Annotated in this window: 14 protein-coding genes and 3 tRNA genes; 8 read left to right on the top strand and 9 right to left on the bottom strand. The window is 52.6% G+C overall.

Features of this window, described 5'->3' with window-relative positions; genetic code table 11:
• Positions 1-53 precede the first annotated feature (53 nt).
• Positions 54-776: a quorum-sensing transcriptional regulator SdiA gene (gene sdiA / locus MUU46_RS15185; RefSeq protein WP_258965929.1), complete on the top strand. Its 723-nt coding sequence runs from the start codon at positions 54-56 to the stop codon at positions 774-776.
• Between the two features lie 49 nt (positions 777-825).
• Here the strand turns inward: sdiA and MUU46_RS15180 are convergent, their stop codons facing one another.
• Entirely contained in the window at positions 826-1,050 is a 225-nt protein-coding gene (locus MUU46_RS15180; protein WP_159775409.1) for a DUF2594 family protein, read from the bottom strand.
• Between the two features lie 457 nt (positions 1,051-1,507).
• Between MUU46_RS15180 and uvrY the strand changes: the two genes are divergently transcribed.
• The 7 genes from uvrY (at position 1,508) to MUU46_RS15145 (ending at position 5,820) form a co-directional block, all read left to right on the top strand.
• Positions 1,508-2,164, top strand: a complete 657-nt coding sequence (gene uvrY / locus MUU46_RS15175; RefSeq protein ID WP_159753373.1) for a UvrY/SirA/GacA family response regulator transcription factor — start codon at positions 1,508-1,510, stop codon at positions 2,162-2,164.
• On the top strand, positions 2,161-3,993 hold the full coding sequence (gene uvrC / locus MUU46_RS15170) for an excinuclease ABC subunit UvrC (protein WP_258965928.1): 1,833 nt from the start codon (positions 2,161-2,163) through the stop codon (positions 3,991-3,993). Before uvrY ends, uvrC begins: the two co-directional genes overlap by 4 nt.
• Before the next feature lie 55 nt (positions 3,994-4,048).
• Positions 4,049-4,597 (top strand): CDP-diacylglycerol--glycerol-3-phosphate 3-phosphatidyltransferase, encoded by a 549-nt coding sequence (gene pgsA, locus MUU46_RS15165; RefSeq protein ID WP_110509640.1) that lies wholly within the window; start codon positions 4,049-4,051, stop codon positions 4,595-4,597.
• Between the two features lie 150 nt (positions 4,598-4,747).
• Positions 4,748-4,823 (top strand) — tRNA-Gly (locus tag MUU46_RS15160).
• A 37-nt stretch (positions 4,824-4,860) separates the two neighbouring features.
• Positions 4,861-4,934 (top strand) — tRNA-Cys (locus MUU46_RS15155).
• Between the two features lie 13 nt (positions 4,935-4,947).
• A tRNA-Leu gene (locus MUU46_RS15150) sits at positions 4,948-5,034 on the top strand.
• A gap of 120 nt (positions 5,035-5,154) precedes the next feature.
• The gene (locus MUU46_RS15145; protein ID WP_258965927.1) at positions 5,155-5,820 is read left to right on the top strand and encodes a YecA/YgfB family protein; all 666 of its coding nucleotides are present in this window, start codon (positions 5,155-5,157) and stop codon (positions 5,818-5,820) included.
• Positions 5,821-5,851: 31 nt separating this feature from the next.
• On the opposite strand, the gene MUU46_RS15140 is transcribed toward MUU46_RS15145, so the two are convergent.
• From MUU46_RS15140 to MUU46_RS15105, 8 genes are all read right to left on the bottom strand, one after another.
• On the bottom strand, positions 5,852-6,211 hold the full coding sequence (locus MUU46_RS15140) for a DUF4156 domain-containing protein (protein ID WP_258965926.1): 360 nt from the start codon (positions 6,209-6,211) through the stop codon (positions 5,852-5,854).
• A gap of 214 nt (positions 6,212-6,425) precedes the next feature.
• Positions 6,426-7,637 carry a tyrosine transporter TyrP gene (gene tyrP / locus MUU46_RS15135; RefSeq protein ID WP_258965925.1) on the bottom strand — a complete coding sequence of 404 codons (1,212 nt, stop codon included), beginning with the start codon at positions 7,635-7,637 and terminating at the stop codon, positions 6,426-6,428.
• 228 nt (positions 7,638-7,865) lie between these two features.
• On the bottom strand, positions 7,866-8,522 hold the full coding sequence (fdnI, locus tag MUU46_RS15130) for a formate dehydrogenase-N subunit gamma (RefSeq protein WP_258965924.1): 657 nt from the start codon (positions 8,520-8,522) through the stop codon (positions 7,866-7,868).
• On the bottom strand, positions 8,515-9,399 hold the full coding sequence (gene fdxH / locus MUU46_RS15125; protein ID WP_159753386.1) for a formate dehydrogenase subunit beta: 885 nt from the start codon (positions 9,397-9,399) through the stop codon (positions 8,515-8,517). The genes fdnI and fdxH overlap by 8 nt, the downstream gene beginning before the upstream one ends.
• Positions 9,400-9,410: 11 nt before the next feature.
• Positions 9,411-12,458 carry a formate dehydrogenase-N subunit alpha gene (gene fdnG, locus MUU46_RS15120; protein ID WP_258965923.1) on the bottom strand — a complete coding sequence of 1,016 codons (3,048 nt, stop codon included), beginning with the start codon at positions 12,456-12,458 and terminating at the stop codon, positions 9,411-9,413.
• Positions 12,459-12,702: 244 nt separating this feature from the next.
• Complete coding sequence (ftnA, locus tag MUU46_RS15115) at positions 12,703-13,200, bottom strand: non-heme ferritin (protein WP_110509647.1); 498 nt, start codon at positions 13,198-13,200, stop codon at positions 12,703-12,705.
• 191 nt (positions 13,201-13,391) lie between these two features.
• A complete protein-coding gene (gene yecR, locus MUU46_RS15110; RefSeq protein ID WP_159753393.1) occupies positions 13,392-13,730 on the bottom strand; it encodes a YecR family lipoprotein in 339 nt (112 codons plus the stop codon).
• A 105-nt stretch (positions 13,731-13,835) separates the two neighbouring features.
• On the bottom strand, positions 13,836-16,007 hold the full coding sequence (locus MUU46_RS15105) for an HD domain-containing phosphohydrolase (protein WP_258965922.1): 2,172 nt from the start codon (positions 16,005-16,007) through the stop codon (positions 13,836-13,838).
• Between the last annotated feature and the right edge of the window lie 86 nt (positions 16,008-16,093).

Here is a 16,093-nt window from a genome sequence, read left to right as displayed (position 1 = left end):
TAGCTTGTTGTATTCATAGGAATGATTATCAATCAGGAGTTTTCTCTTCAGGTATGAGGGACATCGATTTTTTTCAGTGGCGGAAGGATATCTCGCAACAATTTCAGTCTGCCACGGCAAATGACCAAGTCTATGCCATTTTACAACAGCAAACTCACTCACTGGAATATGACTGGTTCGCCCTTTGCGTGCGCCACCCGGTTCCCTTCACCCGCCCCAAGCTCTCCTTGCACACCACCTATCCCAAAGCATGGATGGATCATTATCAGGCCGAAAATTATTTCACCATTGATCCGGTGCTGAAAGCCGAAAATTACCGCAACGGACATCTGCCGTGGAGCGAGCGCTTATTCAGCGAAACGCCGGCGTTCTGGGACGCAGCGCGTGAGCACGGTTTACGTCGAGGAATTACCCAATCGTTGATGCTGCCTAATCGTGCGCTCGGGTTTTTATCGGTATCACGACAGAGCGACAAGGCTAACCCATTATCAGACGATGAAACTGAAATGCGGCTGCAAACGCTGATGGAGTTCAGTCTTGCTGCGCTGGTGCGAATGGAAGATACGATGGTGACGGCGCCGGAAATGAAATTCAGTAAGCGTGAGCATGAAATTCTGAAGTGGACGGCGGAAGGGAAGACCTCAGCGGAAATATCGATAATCTTGTCGATATCAGAGAATACGGTGAATTTTCATCAAAAGAATATGCAGAAGAAATTTAATGCGCCAAACAAAACGCAGATTGCCTGCTATGCCGCAGCGATAGGGATTATCTGACCGCAACCCAATGCGAAACCGGCTGCGATGATTCGCAGCCGGTAGGGAATCACTGGCGGTAAGCTTGTTTAATTTGCTTAACGGTACTGGAAAATACGGCCGCCTGAGCTTCATCTTCCATCTGCGTGATTTGCTTTTCCATTTTAAGAATCACGCGTCCTGCGTCTGCTTGACCCATCGCCTGCAACATCAGCGTGAGTAACGCTTTCAGGCAAGAAACTTCCTGGGACAATTGTTGATTATTTTCAGCAGTGGAAAAATCAGGAGTGCTCATCTATTTCCTCGTTGGATTTCAGCGCGCATACGCGGGGGGTGTTTCAGTAAAGGTCGCGCAGTATACCACAGAGAACAGTAAAAACGGGAGTGCAGGATTTTTGTCCTCTGATCTGAGGTGCTTACACATATTAATCGCACACAAGAAACCGCCTACTGCTTATTTGTTTCTTACTGGTTCACGCTCCGTTAATTGTTGTTACATTTTTGCGTATGTATTTATCATCTTTGTAAAGCGTAATGTTATCCGGAAATTTTTGGAGGCAAGCGCTTAAAAACAAGGTTGTCGTATCTGACTGTTTTGTGGATGTTTCCAGTAGATGTAAATTCTAATTTCCAGAAAACCAAGTAAAATCTTAAACGAGACATCTTTTACCTTTCATTGTCGAGATAAAACCCGTTAATATGGACGCGAATTTAGAGGCAGTTGCGTTATCCCTATTCTGGAGATTATTCCTTTGATCAACATCCTTCTTGTTGATGACCACGAACTAGTGCGCGCAGGGATACGACGCATTCTCGAAGATATAAAGGGTATCAACGTTGTTGGTGAAGTCTGTTGTGGCGAAGATGCGGTGAAATGGTGCCGTGCAAACCCAGTTGACGTCGTGCTCATGGACATGAATATGCCAGGTATTGGCGGGCTGGAAGCCACGCGCAAGATTGCGCGCTCCACCACAGATACTCGAGTCATCATGTTAACCGTTCACACGGAAAATCCACTGCCAGCAAAAGTGATGCAAGCAGGGGCCTCAGGCTATCTGAGCAAAGGTGCTGCACCACAGGAGGTGGTCAACGCCATCCGTTCCGTGTTTGCCGGTCAGCGTTACATCGCGTCCGACATCGCTCAGCAAATGGCGTTGAGTCAAATTGGGCCCAAATCAACGGAATCCCCGTTCGCCAGTTTGTCTGAACGTGAATTGCAGATTATGCTGATGATCACCAAAGGTCAGAAGGTGACTGAGATTTCTGAACAACTGAATCTCAGCCCGAAAACGGTGAACAGCTATCGTTATCGTATGTTTAGTAAATTAAACATTCATGGCGATGTTGAGCTGACTCACCTGGCAATTCGCCATGGCCTGTGTAATGCGGAGTCGTTAGCAAGTCAGTGAGTGATGTATTTGATTCAAAAGCCTTTTTAAAAACCGTGACCAGCCAGCCCGGCGTCTATCGTATGTACGATGCTGGTGGCACGGTTATCTATGTAGGCAAAGCCAAAGATCTCAAAAAGCGCCTTTCCAGCTACTTCCGTAGCAATCTTGGATCACGCAAAACCGAAGCGCTCGTCGGGCAAATTTCCCAGATAGATGTCACCGTTACCCATACCGAAACAGAAGCGCTTCTGCTTGAACATAACTACATCAAGCTCTATCAGCCGCGCTATAACGTTTTGCTACGTGATGACAAATCCTATCCGTTTATCTTCCTGAGTGGCGACACCCATCCGCGGCTGGCCATGCACCGCGGCGCGAAGCACGCGAAAGGCGAATATTTTGGCCCGTTCCCTAACGGCTATGCGGTGCGAGAAACGCTGGCGCTGCTGCAGAAAATTTTCCCCATTCGTCAGTGCGAAAACAGCGTATACCGCAACCGCTCGCGGCCGTGCCTGCAATATCAGATTGGCCGCTGTCTCGGGCCGTGCGTTGCAGGGCTGGTGAGCGAAGACGAATATATACAGCAGGTTGAGTACGTGCGCCTGTTTCTGGCCGGAAAAGACGAGCAGGTTGTGAATCAGCTGGTGGCCCGGATGGAAAAAGCCAGCCAGTCGCTGGCGTTCGAAGAAGCCGCACGTATTCGCGACCAGATTCAGGCGGTTCGTCGTGTCACTGAGAAACAGTTCGTTTCTAATGAAGGCGACGATCTGGATGTGATCGGCGTGGCCTTTAACGGCGGCATGGCCTGTGTTCACGTGCTGTTTATCCGTCAGGGCAAGGTGCTCGGCAGCCGCAGTTATTTCCCGAAAGTCCCGGCGGGCACTGAGCCTGTCGAAGTGGTGGAGACGTTTGTCGGTCAGTTCTATCTGCAGGGCAGCCAGGCGCGCACGCTGCCGGGCGAAATCCTGCTCGATTTTAATCTTGGTGACAAAACGCTGCTGGCAGATTCCCTTTCTGAACTTGCCGGCCGACGCATCAATATTCAGACCAAGCCCCGTGGCGATCGCGCGCGTTACCTGAAGCTGGCGCGTACCAATGCGGCTACCGCGCTGGTAACTAAGCTTTCTCAGCATTCGACTATTCATCAGCGTCTGAAGGCGCTGGCGGCTCAGCTCGAACTGCCGGAAGTTAAGCGTATGGAGTGTTTCGACATCAGTCACACCATGGGCGAGCAAACTGTGGCGTCCTGCGTGGTATTTGATAGCAACGGTCCGCTACGCGCGGAATATCGTCGCTATAACATCACCGGCATTACGCCTGGCGATGACTATGCAGCGATGAATCAGGTGCTGCGCCGTCGTTATGGCAAAGATATTGAAGAAAGCAAAATCCCAGACGTCATTCTGATTGATGGTGGGAAAGGGCAGCTGGGTCAGGCGAAGCAGGTTTTTGCCGAACTTGAGGTCAACTGGGACAAACAGCATCCGCTACTGCTCGGTGTGGCCAAAGGCAGTGACCGAAAAGCTGGCCTGGAAACGCTGTATTTTGAGCCGGAAGGTGAGGGGTTTAACCTGCCGTCCGACTCCCCGGCGTTGCACGTCATTCAACACATTCGCGATGAATCTCACGATCACGCTATCACCGGACACCGTAAAAAACGGGCGAAAGTGAAAAGTACCAGTACCCTTGAGACCATCGAGGGCGTGGGACCGAAACGTCGTCAGATGTTGTTGAAATATATGGGCGGGCTGCAAGGTCTGCAAAAAGCGAGCGTCGAAGATATCGCGAAAGTGCCCGGTATTTCACACGGTCTGGCAGAAAAGATCTTCTACTCGTTGAAACATTAGGGGCTCTGTAGCAACATAGGGCTAATTTTACTGACAACAGATAGTTACCGTCGCCATGCAATTTAATATCCCTACATTGCTTACATTGTTCCGCGTCATCCTGATCCCATTTTTCGTGCTGGCGTTCTATCTGCCATTCGTCTGGGCTCCGTTTGCCTGTGCGTTTATCTTCTTCGTTGCGGCGATAACTGACTGGTTTGACGGCTATCTGGCCCGTCGCTGGAACCAGAGCACCCGTTTCGGGGCGTTCCTTGACCCGGTTGCCGACAAGGTGATGGTCGCCATCGCGATGGTGTTGGTTGTCGAACATTATCACTCCTGGTGGGTGACTCTCCCGGCCGCAACCATGATTGCCCGTGAAATTATCATCTCCGCACTGCGTGAATGGATGGCTGAACTTGGCAAACGCAGCAACGTGGCGGTTTCGTGGATTGGTAAAGTTAAAACCACGGCACAAATGGCGGCACTGGTGTGGATGCTTTGGCGTCCGAACGAGTGGGTAGAGTGGGCAGGTATTGGTCTGTTTATGGTAGCGGCGGTGCTGACGCTGTGGTCGATGTTCCAGTATTTGAATGCTGCGCGCGGCGATTTGCTTGAACAGTGATCGTTTCGACGTAAATTTCATCAAACGATCCGGTGCGGTGAAAATTAACGTTGACTCAGTGCGTCAGGTAAGTAGAATGCAACGCATCGAACGGCAGCACAGCTTGCCAGACGGTAACAAAATCAAATGATTAAGTTAGTCATCTGATCTGCGGGAATAGCTCAGTTGGTAGAGCACGACCTTGCCAAGGTCGGGGTCGCGAGTTCGAGTCTCGTTTCCCGCTCCAGTTTAAAAGCATCGGCAATTGCGGGTGTTAGTAATTTGGCGCGTTAGCAAAGCGGTTATGTAGCGGATTGCAAATCCGTCTAGTCCGGTTCGACTCCGGAACGCGCCTCCACTTTATTCCCCGAGGCCGGATGGTGGAATCGGTAGACACAAGGGATTTAAAATCCCTCGGCGTTCGCGCTGTGTGGGTTCAAGTCCCACTCCGGCTACCATGGGAACAAAAGAATAAAATCAATGATAAGCAGTGTCGTGAAACCACCTTCGGGTGGTTTTTTTGTATTTGCGATCCTGATGTTCTATCTTCAACACACTTCCAACACGAGTAATCAGCGATGAAAACCGGACCGTTAAACGAAAGCGAACTTGAGTGGCTGGACGACGTCCTGGCACGCTATGGCAACGAGCAGGCCGTGATGGATGTGTCTGAACTGGACGGCATGCTGACGGCTATTCTTTCATCCCCGGTTGATATTGAGCCTGCTGAGTGGATGCTGGCGGTGTGGGGTGGGGCTGATTACGTACCACGCTGGGCCAATGACCGCGAGCGGGACCGTTTCGTGAATCTCACTCTGCAGCATATGGATGATGTCGGTGAGCGTCTGGGCGATTATCCGGATCAGTATGAACCTCTGTTCGGTACCCGCGAAGAAGAAGGTCAGGAAATCACTATCGTTGAAGAGTGGTGCTTTGGTTACATGCGCGGCGTGGCTTTAAGCGACTGGTCGGCACTGCCGGAAAGTTTGCAGCCACAGTTAGACGCGATTGCCCTACATGGCAGCGAAGAGAATTTCTCGCGAATCGAAGCGTTGACTGCTGAAGAATATGTGGCGAGCGTCGATTTACTGAAACCTGCGGCGCTCACGCTCTGCCATTACTGGCTGGATAATCAGCAAGCGGCTCCAGTACAGCAGCCAATTAAGAATGAAATCAAAATTGGCCGCAACGATCCATGTCCTTGCGGTAGCGGAAAGAAATACAAAAGCTGCTGTCTGAAATAAGTCATAAAAAAGGCCCGAAAGGGCCTTTTTACTATTCCGGGCAATGATAAACATTGCCGCTTAGCGTCACGTTGGTCTGCTGCATACTGCCGCTCCCGTCCCAGGCGCTGCCGGTCTGGCCCGCGCGCTGCGTAATAAGCGACACCACGTTCCCGCCCATATTCGCGGCCTGGTTTTTCAGGTCATTGCGCGCACCGGTTTCCAGATTGCTGTTCGACGTCCAGCCGCCGGTGAAGACATTCCCCTGGCTGCCGGTAATGTCTCCGAGGAATTTACACTCTTTTCCCGGCTCGTTCGTGCTGACGCGGACGCGGCTGGCATTGGAATTCGCATTCGTGGCACTACAACCTGCCAGGGTCATCATTAGCAGGATAAGGGATAATTTTTTCATAATATTTTCTGTCTGAAGTAATAAACAGCGCAAGATTACGCCAGGAGAAAATAAGCTGTACAGGAAAAGTCTTAATGGATGAGGCTGGCAGAAGAGTGATTGGGTATTTATTTAACTATGTTGAAATAGATGAGCGAATAAATATTAAGATGAAATGAGTTTGTTAATACCAGGGAGGATCTGGTGCCGAAGCACCAGATTTTATAGCCGAAGATTAGCCGACAGCAGGCAGCATTCCAACTGCAATCGCGATTTGCACCAGAATCACCGCCACGCCGCAGCCAAATACCAGCCATAACGCAGGCGTTCCGCCGATAACGCGATAGGCTGCCTGAGGATGCTGCTGGCGGCTTTTCATCGTCAGCAACGACGGAATAATTAGCGCCAGAACGGCCAGCGCCACACCCGCGTAGCCTAGCGCCATCACGAAACCCTTCGGATAGAACAGCGCAAACGCCAGCGGTGGCAGGAAGGTAACCGCCCCGGTCTGAAGACGACCGCTGATGCTGTTTTTACGCTGAAACAGATCCGCCAGATAATCAAACAGCCCCAGCGCAACGCCGAGGAAAGAGGTCGCCAGTGCCAAATCTGCAAACAGATGCACCGCCAGTTCCACATGCGGCGTTGCCACCACTTCGCGGATCGCCTCCAGCAAACCGTTTAGTCCTGCGTGGTCGCCCAGCAAGGCGTTGAAGACCGGCGATTCAATACTGCCGAGCGTCGCCAGCTGCCAGAAGATATACGCCACTAACGGAATGAAGCTGCCAATCACGAAAATCCGGCGCAGCTTACGCACATCACCCTTCATATAGCTGACGATACTCGGCACGCTGCCGTGGAAGCCAAACGAGGTGAAAATCACCGGGATCGCAGAGAGCGCCAGGCCCTGTTGCAGCGGCAGCGTCAGCAGGTTCATCTGATGAATATGTGGCAGCAGCAGCGCCAGCATCAGGATCAGGAATACGATTTTGGCGCTGAACAGGAAGCGATTAAATAAATCTACCAACGCCGTGCCCATGCAAATCACGCCGCCGCCGATGGCGGTAAACAGCAGGACGCCCCCGGCAGGCGGCAGTTCGATGTTCAGCCATTGGCTGAGACTCGAGGCCAGCAGTTCACCGGCACCGCTGACATACGCCGCCGTCAGCGCGTACATCAGGAAAAGCATACTGAAGCCCGTCAGCCATTGCCCGTAACGCCCAAGGTAACGCAACGCCAGCGACCCGAGACCGGTATCGGCGGGGACGTGCTGATACACTTCCAGCAGCAACAGTGCGGTGTAGCACATCAGCGCCCACAGGCTCAACAGTAAAACCAGAGTGACGCCAAAGCCGACGCCCGCAGAGGCCAGCGGCATGGCCAACATCCCTGCGCCGATAGTGGTTCCGGCGACGATTAAAATACTCCCTACGGTGCGGTTCTTCACGCTTTCCTCTGTTATTCAGGATAGAGATGGCTAATTATGCCGCGCAGGTTAGGGGAAAACCCGCAGCGCGTCAAATCTGAATTACAGTGCTTGTAACGTTATATTTACGGCTTGGCGGGACCACAGCATTCAGGATGCTGGCGGGATTATACAAGGGGCGTAATAAAATCTGGCCGCTAGCGGAATTGATAACCGGTAGCGGCCAGAAAGAGGCGGGAGTGAAGAGACTTAATGTCCTTCAGTCCCTGCTTTCTTCGCTTCCTGCGCTTCTACCTCCTGATACCAGCGAGGGTGATGTTTCTGCGCCCAGCGGCGGCTGACTTTACCGACCACCATGCCTTTAATCGATCCCTTAACCCAGAACGCCATATACATATGGATAAGGATGGCGTGGATCAGAATAATGGCGACGGTGGCATGAATCAGCAGGCTATAGCGCACGACTTTTATCGGGAAGAAGTCGGCGAAATAAGGTCGCCAGATAATCACTCCGGTTACCATCAGCACGAATATCATGCTCATAATGGTCCAGAACATCATCTTCTGCCCGGCGTTATATTTACCGACTTTGGCGACCTTATGTTCATTGCCTTTCAGCACTTCAACAATACCTTTTAACCACGGTATATCGTGTTTATCAGGAATGTTGTGCTTTACAAAGCGCGCGAACATAAACATCAGCGCCACGAAAATCAGCACCCCAAAGAACGGGTGCAAAATACGTCCCATCTGTGGCGTACCGAAGGTTTCCGTCAACCACTGCAGCGTCGGGAAGAACAACGCGATGCCGGAGAGCGACACAAGGAAGAAACAGATAACCACCGTCCAGTGACAGGCGCGGTCGATAAATTTCGTCCTGACGATCATCTTGCTCTTCTTAGTCATGATGCTCTTCCTCGTCTTCATCCACCTCTTCGTTGGGTCCAATTCCCACGTAGTGGAAAATCAGCCCGGCAAAGGTCGCAATAAAGCCTGCCGCCGCCAGTGGTTTGAGCAACCCCTTCCACAAACTGATAGGAGTATCAATTTGTGGATCTTTTGGCAGGTTGTGATACAGCTCCGGTTGGTCCGAATGGTGCAGCACATACATCACGTGCGTGCCGCCAACGCCCTGCGGGTTGTAGAGGCCCGCCTGAGGATATCCTCGCTTTTTCAGCTTCGCGACGCGTTCGTCAGCCACTTCCAGCATCTCTTTTTTACTGCCAAAGTGAATGGCGCCAGTCGGGCAGGTTTTCACGCAGGCGGGCTCCTGGCCCACACTGACGCGATCCACGCACAGCGTGCATTTGTAGACGCGGTTATCCTCTTTGTTCAGACGTGGAATGTTGAACGGGCAACCAGCGATGCAGTAACCGCAGCCAATACAGTGTTCCGACTGAAAATCGACGATGCCGTTGGCATACTGAATGATGGCTCCGGCGGAAGGGCAGGCTTTCAGGCAACCCGGATCCGCGCAGTGCATACAGCCATCCTTGCGGATAAGCCATTCCAGTTTGCCGTTCTGCGTCGTTTCGCTAAAGCGCATCAGCGTCCAGGATTTGGCGCTCAGGTCCGCAGGGTTGTCATACACCCCGACGCAGTGGCCGATGTCATCGCGGATATCGTTCCACTCTGAACACGCGACTTGGCAAGCCTTGCAGCCGATACAGCTGGAGACATCGATTAGCTTGGCGACTTCTTCCTTGTAGTCACGCGCCTGAGGCGGTGGCGTCATGGCGTTAGTGGCCGAACGCTTGAGAATATCCTGAGATTGCATGGACATGAGTTCGCTCCTTATGCCTTCTCAATGTTGACCAGAAACGCCTTGTACTCTGGCGTTTGTGAGTTGGCATCACCCACCGATGGCGTCAGGGTGTTCGCGAGATAGCCTTTACGCGCCGTCCCCTCAAAGCCCCAGTGCAGCGGAATACCGACGGTTTCCACTTCTTGCCCGCCCGCCTGCAAAGTCCGCACACGTTGGGTCACTACCGCTTTGGCACGGATAAAGCCACGCTTACTGCTGACTTTCACCGTATCGCCGTTGGCAATGCCTTTGCTCTGGGCCAGCTTCTCACTGATTTCCACAAACTGTTCTGGCTGCATGATAGCGTTAAGCCGTGCGTGCTTGGTCCAGGTATGGAAATGCTCGGTCAGGCGATAGGTTGTGCCCACATAAGGGAACGCTTTGCGCTCGCCCATGCGTTTTGCGTCGGCGTCGAACAGCCGTGCGGCCGGGTTAGAGATGACGTTCGGGTGCAGCGGGTTAGTCCCCAGCGGCGTTTCAAACGGTTCATAGTGTTCCGGGAACGGACCTTCAGCCATTTTGTCGAGCGCAAACAGTCGACCGACCCCTTCCGGTTGCATGATAAATGGCCCGACGCCACTGCCTGGTGCGGCGGTGTTGTAGTCCGGGATATCGTTGCCAACCCATTTTGTGCCGTTCCACTCGATCAACATCCGTTTCGCATCCCACGGTTTCCCTTGCGGGTCAGCGGAGGCGCGGTTGTAGATGATGCGACGGTTGAGCGGCCATGCCCAAGCCCATCCGAGGGTATTACCCAGTCCGGACGGATCGCTGTTATCGCGGTTAGCCATCTGATTACCGTGACGTGTCCAGCTCCCGCTCCATATCCAACAACCTGAAGAAGTCGAACCGTCGTCGCGCAGTTGGGCAAAGGAATCCAGCAGTTCGCCTTTTTTCACCAGCAATTTGCCATCGGCGTCAACGATATCCGCAAGCGCGTAGCCGTTGCTCTCTTTAGCCACTTCTTCCGATTCAGGCTTGTCCGGCAACGTGTAGTTCCACGTCATATTGAGTACAGGTTCGCTGGCTGTACCGCCCTGGTCGCGGTAAAGCGTGCGCAGGTTATGGTAGAGACCGGCCAGGATTTCGCCATCATTCCGGGCTTCCCCTGGCGCATCAGCGCCTTTCCAGTGCCACTGCATCCAGCGTCCGGAGTTGACGATAGAACCATCTTCTTCCGCGAAGCAGGTGGAGGGCAGACGGAATACCTCAGTCTGAATTTGCGCGGGATCGACGTCGTTGGATTCGCCGTGGTTCTGCCAGAAGTTTGAGGTTTCTGTCACCAGCGGATCAATCACCACCAGATACTTCAGCTTGCTGAGAGAGGCGACCACTTTGTTCTTGTCCGGGAACGAGGCGACCGGGTTAAAGCCCTGGCAGATGTAGCCATTGACTTCACCTTTGTCCATCATGTCGAAATACTTCAGTACGTCGTAGGCCTGGTCCCATTTTGGCAACCAGTCATAGCCCCACTGATTGTCTGCACGCGCGGCATCACCCCAGAAAGTCTTCATCAGGCTGACAAAGAATTTCGGGTAGTTGCCCCAATAGTTGACCTGATTAGGCTGAGTCGCTTTTGGTGTGTTGGCGTCCAGATAGCTCTCCAGGCTGCTCTGCGCGTCTTTCGGCAGCGTCAGATAGCCCGGCAGGCTGGTGGACAGCAGGCCTAAATCGGTCAACCCCTGAATATTGGAGTGTCCGCGCAGGGCGTTCACGCCGCCACCCGCCATTCCCATATTGCCCAGCAGCAGCTGGATCATGGCCATAGTACGAATATTCTGTGAACCCACGGAGTGCTGAGTCCAGCCAAGTGCATACAGGAAGGTCGAGGTGCGATCGGCAGCGCTGGTTGAGGCCAGCACCTCGCAGACCTTCAGGAAATCTTCCTGTGGCGTGCCGCAGATATGCTCAACCACGTCCGGCGTATAGCGGGAGACATGCTCTTTGAGCAGATTCCATACGCAGCGAGGGTGAGTCAGTGTATCGTCACGTTTAGCAAAGCCGTTTTCGTCGAACTGATAGTTCCAGGTCGTTTTGTCGTACTGACGTTTTTCTGCGTCATAGCCACTGAACAGGCCATCATCGAAGCTGAAGTCGTCGCGTACCAGTAGCGCGGCATTGGTATAGCTTTTGACGTATTCGGCGTTGATTTTACCTTGGGTGATCAGGTACAGAATAACGCCCGACAGGAAAGTAATGTCGGTACCGGAACGAATCGGTGCATAGATATCGGCCACCGAAGCCGTGCGGGTAAAGCGCGGATCGACCACAATCAGCGTGGCGTCATTGTTGTTTTTGGCTTCCATCGCCCAGCGGAAACCGACCGGGTGGGCTTCAGCGGCGTTGCCGCCCATTACCATCACTACGTTGGCGTTTTTGATATCAACCCAGTGGTTGGTCATCGCACCGCGACCAAATGTTGGAGCAAGACTTGCTACCGTTGGTCCGTGTCAGACGCGTGCCTGGTTATCTACCGCTAACATGCCCAGTGAACGGGCAAACTTTTGTGTCAGCATGCCGCTTTCGTTACTGGAAGCGGAAGCGCACAGCATGCCGGTGGAGAGCCAGCGGTTTACGGTCACATTCTGCGCGTTCTTCTCAATGAAGTTGGCGTCGCGATCCTCTTTCATCAGGCGGGCAATGCGCGAGAAGGCGTCATCCCAGCTGATGCGCTGCCACTTATCGGAACCTGGCGCGCGGTATTCAGGGTAACGTAGACGATTTTCACTGTGGACGTAGTCCAGCAGGCCTGCGCCTTTCGGGCAAAGTGCCCCTTGGTTTACCGGATGATCCGGGTCTCCTTCAATATGGAAAATGCTGGATTTGGCGTTTTTCGCGCCATCACCCAGGCTGTACATCAACAATCCACAGCCTACGGAACAATAAGTACAGGTATTGCGAGTCTCTTTCGCACGCAGCAGTTTGTAGTTGCGTACTTCTGCAAGAGCTGCTGTTGGGGCAAAGCCCAGCATCGCAGCCGTCGTACCTGCCATTCCGCCGGCGCAGATTTTAAAAAATTTTCTGCGACTGACTTCCATCGTAACCTCATTGTTATGACGTATTTACGAGGATGAAAATAGCAGCTAAAGGAGGGGTAATATTGAGTGAAATCAATTCGCTAACGAATGGTGATGGGTATAGCCCTTAAGGGGTGTCGGGGGGCGCTATTCATTAACTATTTAGGGTATGTCGGCGGTTACGCTGGGGGGTAGGGTGAGGTAATGGGTAATAATCCCATGTCAATAAATGAAGGGGCAGCGGAGACCCGCTGCCAGCAGAATATTAATTTTGTGTATCGAGGGTCGCCAACTCTTTATCAATGAAGTACAGACCTTCACCGCTTTTACCGACCAGAGACAGTTTATCGAGAACGGATTTAAACAGCTTTTCTTCTTCGTGCTGCTCGGCCACGTACCACTGCAGGAAATTAAAGGTTGGATAATCCTGGTTGGTCATCGCCGCATGTGCCAGTTCGTTAATTTTACGCGTGATCAGCTGCTCGTGTTCATAGGTCGCACGGAACAGTTCATCCAGTGATGCATATTCGGCAAACGGAGATTCGATGGTGCTAATACGCGGCAGGCTACCGGTGTCAGTCAAATAATCGAACAGGCGCTGCATATGGGTCATCTCTTCCTGGGCGTGACGGCGCAGAAACGCGGCTGCACCCTCAAAGCTATGATAGCTGCACCATGCGCTCATCTGCTGATACAGCAGAGAGGAGGAGAGTTCCAGATTCATTTGCTCATTGAGTTGGTCGATCATTTCCGTTTTTAGCATAGGTGCTCCGTCATATTAGGATCAGGGGAAATACGCCGAAACTATAATTTGTAATTAACTTATTTGCAAAAGGTAAAATAAAAAATAAATAATGTTAAATGCAAATGGGAATAAAACGCATTGCAGCTATTAAATAATGAAATGAGAATAATTATAATTCACTGCCGGCGTTATTTATCCGGCAATGAAAATTACCAATAATTTGTAGAAGGGGTTTGGGTAACGGCGATGCCGCGGCACTGATATTGAATGGTGACACTTTGATTCATGCACAGCGATCCGCTGGTGACGGTGCAGGTGGTGACGGGCTGACCGTATGCAAAAGCCGTAGCATAGCCCATCTGTTGGCACTGTTTGGTGGCGGTGCCGTTAGCGACATAGTCGTCGGTAGTGGCTGACTGCAATGGCGCCTGGCCATAGGTAAGACGTACGATGCCGCTGGTGGCATCCACATCGGTGACGTTAGCCTGACGGTGCACCGTACAGGCGGAAAGCGCTATCGCCGCGGCGACAGGGATGAGTTTGTTCATGGCTCACTCTGCGTAATAGTCCTGCGTGCCATCTTAGCGTGCAGGCATAAAGGCAATGCCCTGAATAGCCGACACAATCGCCCTCAGTTTTCGCTACCGCCGATGTCAGTCGGTCTGGCTGTCATAAATAGCCTTAAACTTCGGGTGCAGTTGATGGAAGCGGTTAATCAGTTCCGGATCGAAGTGACGCCCGGCGCCGGCAAAAATCAGTGAACAGGCATGCTCATGGGTATATCCCGGTTTGTACACGCGCTTCTGGCGCAGCGCGTCATAGACATCGGCCAGCGCCAGAATACGCGCTTCAATGGGGATCTGGTCCCCGCACAGCCCATCCGGATAGCCGCTGCCGTCCCATTTCTCATGATGGTAATGAATAATGTTTTCCGCCACTGGTCCAAGGCTCAGCCCCTGAATAATGCGCCAGCCTTTGAGCGTATGCAGTTTCATCTCGCTGAACTCTTCCTCGGTCAGTGGGCCTTGCTTACGTAAAATCCGCTCCGGGACGGCAATTTTCCCCACGTCATGCAACGAGGCGAATCGTTCGATATCCTGCACCGTTTTGCGCGGCAGGCCGATTTCACGGGCCAGTAACGCGCAGTAGGCCGACACGCGCCGGATATGGCTGCCGGTTTCATCGTCGTGGGCTCGATTCACCTTTTCCATAGCCTCGACGATGCTGCGGCTCACCGCCTGGCTTTGCTTCATTTGCCGCCACATGAGCCACAGCAGGCACAGGCTGAACAGCACGGTAATGAACAACACCACACTGATGATTTTGAAGGTGTTTTTGCTGAAGTCCGGCAGCCATGACCTTTCCGGCAGGCGCTCCATCTGCGTGCGATAGCTTGAGATACGATGGATTTGCGTTAACAGCGGGTGCATTGGGTGCGCACCATCGACCCAGGAGACAATTTGGTAATCCGAGCGCGTCAGCCCAGCGACTTTCAGCACGCCGTGGAACAGATCGTTACCGCGCAGCGAGCCTTCCAGCGAACTTAAATCTCCAAGAATGAAATCAATTTTATGTTGCTCGATAGCGCTGACGAGTTCTTCAATCGAGGACCCGGGTACAAGGGTAATGTCGTTGCCAAACCGCTGATGCAAATACAGCGCCGAAAACGAGCCACGAAGAATGCCGACGCGCTTATAGCGAACCTGTTCTTCATCCCACAAAAACGGTTGCTCGACGCGATTGTAGTAGACGTTATGCCAGGAAAGCGCCGGGCCAATATTTCCGTCTGCCTGCGAATCGTCCCGGCTCTCGACAACATTCACCATCCGCACCGGCCATTTCTCCTGGCGCAGGCGCGCGACGTAGTTATCGGTATATTTCACCTCAACGTTGATGTGCAGCAGGTCGCGCATATCGTTAATCATGTCCATCACCGTGCCGTGATAGCCGTGTGCGTCTTGCCACAGCAGCGGGGCGAAGTTCTCGTTTTTCGGCAGCCACACCGTCAGTGTGTTATCACGCATCCATGCGGCTTCGGCAGGCGTTACCTGAATACGGCTGACCAGATAATTGCGCTTGCTCTGGTTCTCCAGCGCCTTGAGCTTGCCGTTTTGCTGCCATTCGGCAATCAGCTGATTAATATTATCGCGCATAAAGCGCATTTCAGGGCTGAAGCCCATCACGCAGGGCAGGCGCAAATCGGAGAACGGGCGCGACAACGTGTAATAGTGCTGCGTATCGTCCATCTCGGAATCGTCGTTGAGGTAGAAATCGGCTTTGCGTTCGCGCAGCAAAGCGAACGCTTCGGTGCTGCTGTCGACCAGAATCAGCTTGCGAAATCGAAGCCAGGGATAATGCTGCAGTACCTGTTTTTGAGTGGCATCATCGCGGCGAAAAATGACGCGCGTATCATTGAGATCTTCCGGTACCGCGGCAGTGCGGCTGAGGCTGGCGGCGAGGACTTCGTTATCAAACAGACGCGCGGAAAGGATTTTAGTGCGTGAGCGCTCCTCGGTGCGCACTACGCCTGCGTACAAACCGGTGCTATTAGCGCTGAAACGGCGGCTAATCTCCTCGCCGTGTATGGGCTTGAGTACGAGATGATAGCCGTAGCGTTTATTTATTTCCTGAATGAGAGCCGGGTAATAACCGTGAAAATTTCCCTGTGTGTCGCGCCAGAATTCGAAGTTGTCCGCATCGAACACCCAGACTGGAATGGGGGCGCTGGAAGACGTGGCATTTAACGGTGCAGCCCGCAGAGAATAAGCGTGTGTAAGCAGAGTAACCCAAAGCAACGTGAGCGAAATTGTTAGCAAGGAGCGCACAAGGAGGTTCCTGATTTTTATTGTGTCGTTTGTTTTCAGTCTAACTAACAGCCGTGACGCCAGATAGAGATTTGTTGATTTTGTGA

The sequence above is a fragment of the Scandinavium tedordense genome (genome assembly GCF_024764965.1).
Classification (GTDB): Bacteria; Pseudomonadota; Gammaproteobacteria; order Enterobacterales; family Enterobacteriaceae; genus Scandinavium; species Scandinavium tedordense.
Note: the sequence above shows the minus strand (reverse complement) of the source record. Positions and strands in the feature narration are given on the sequence as shown.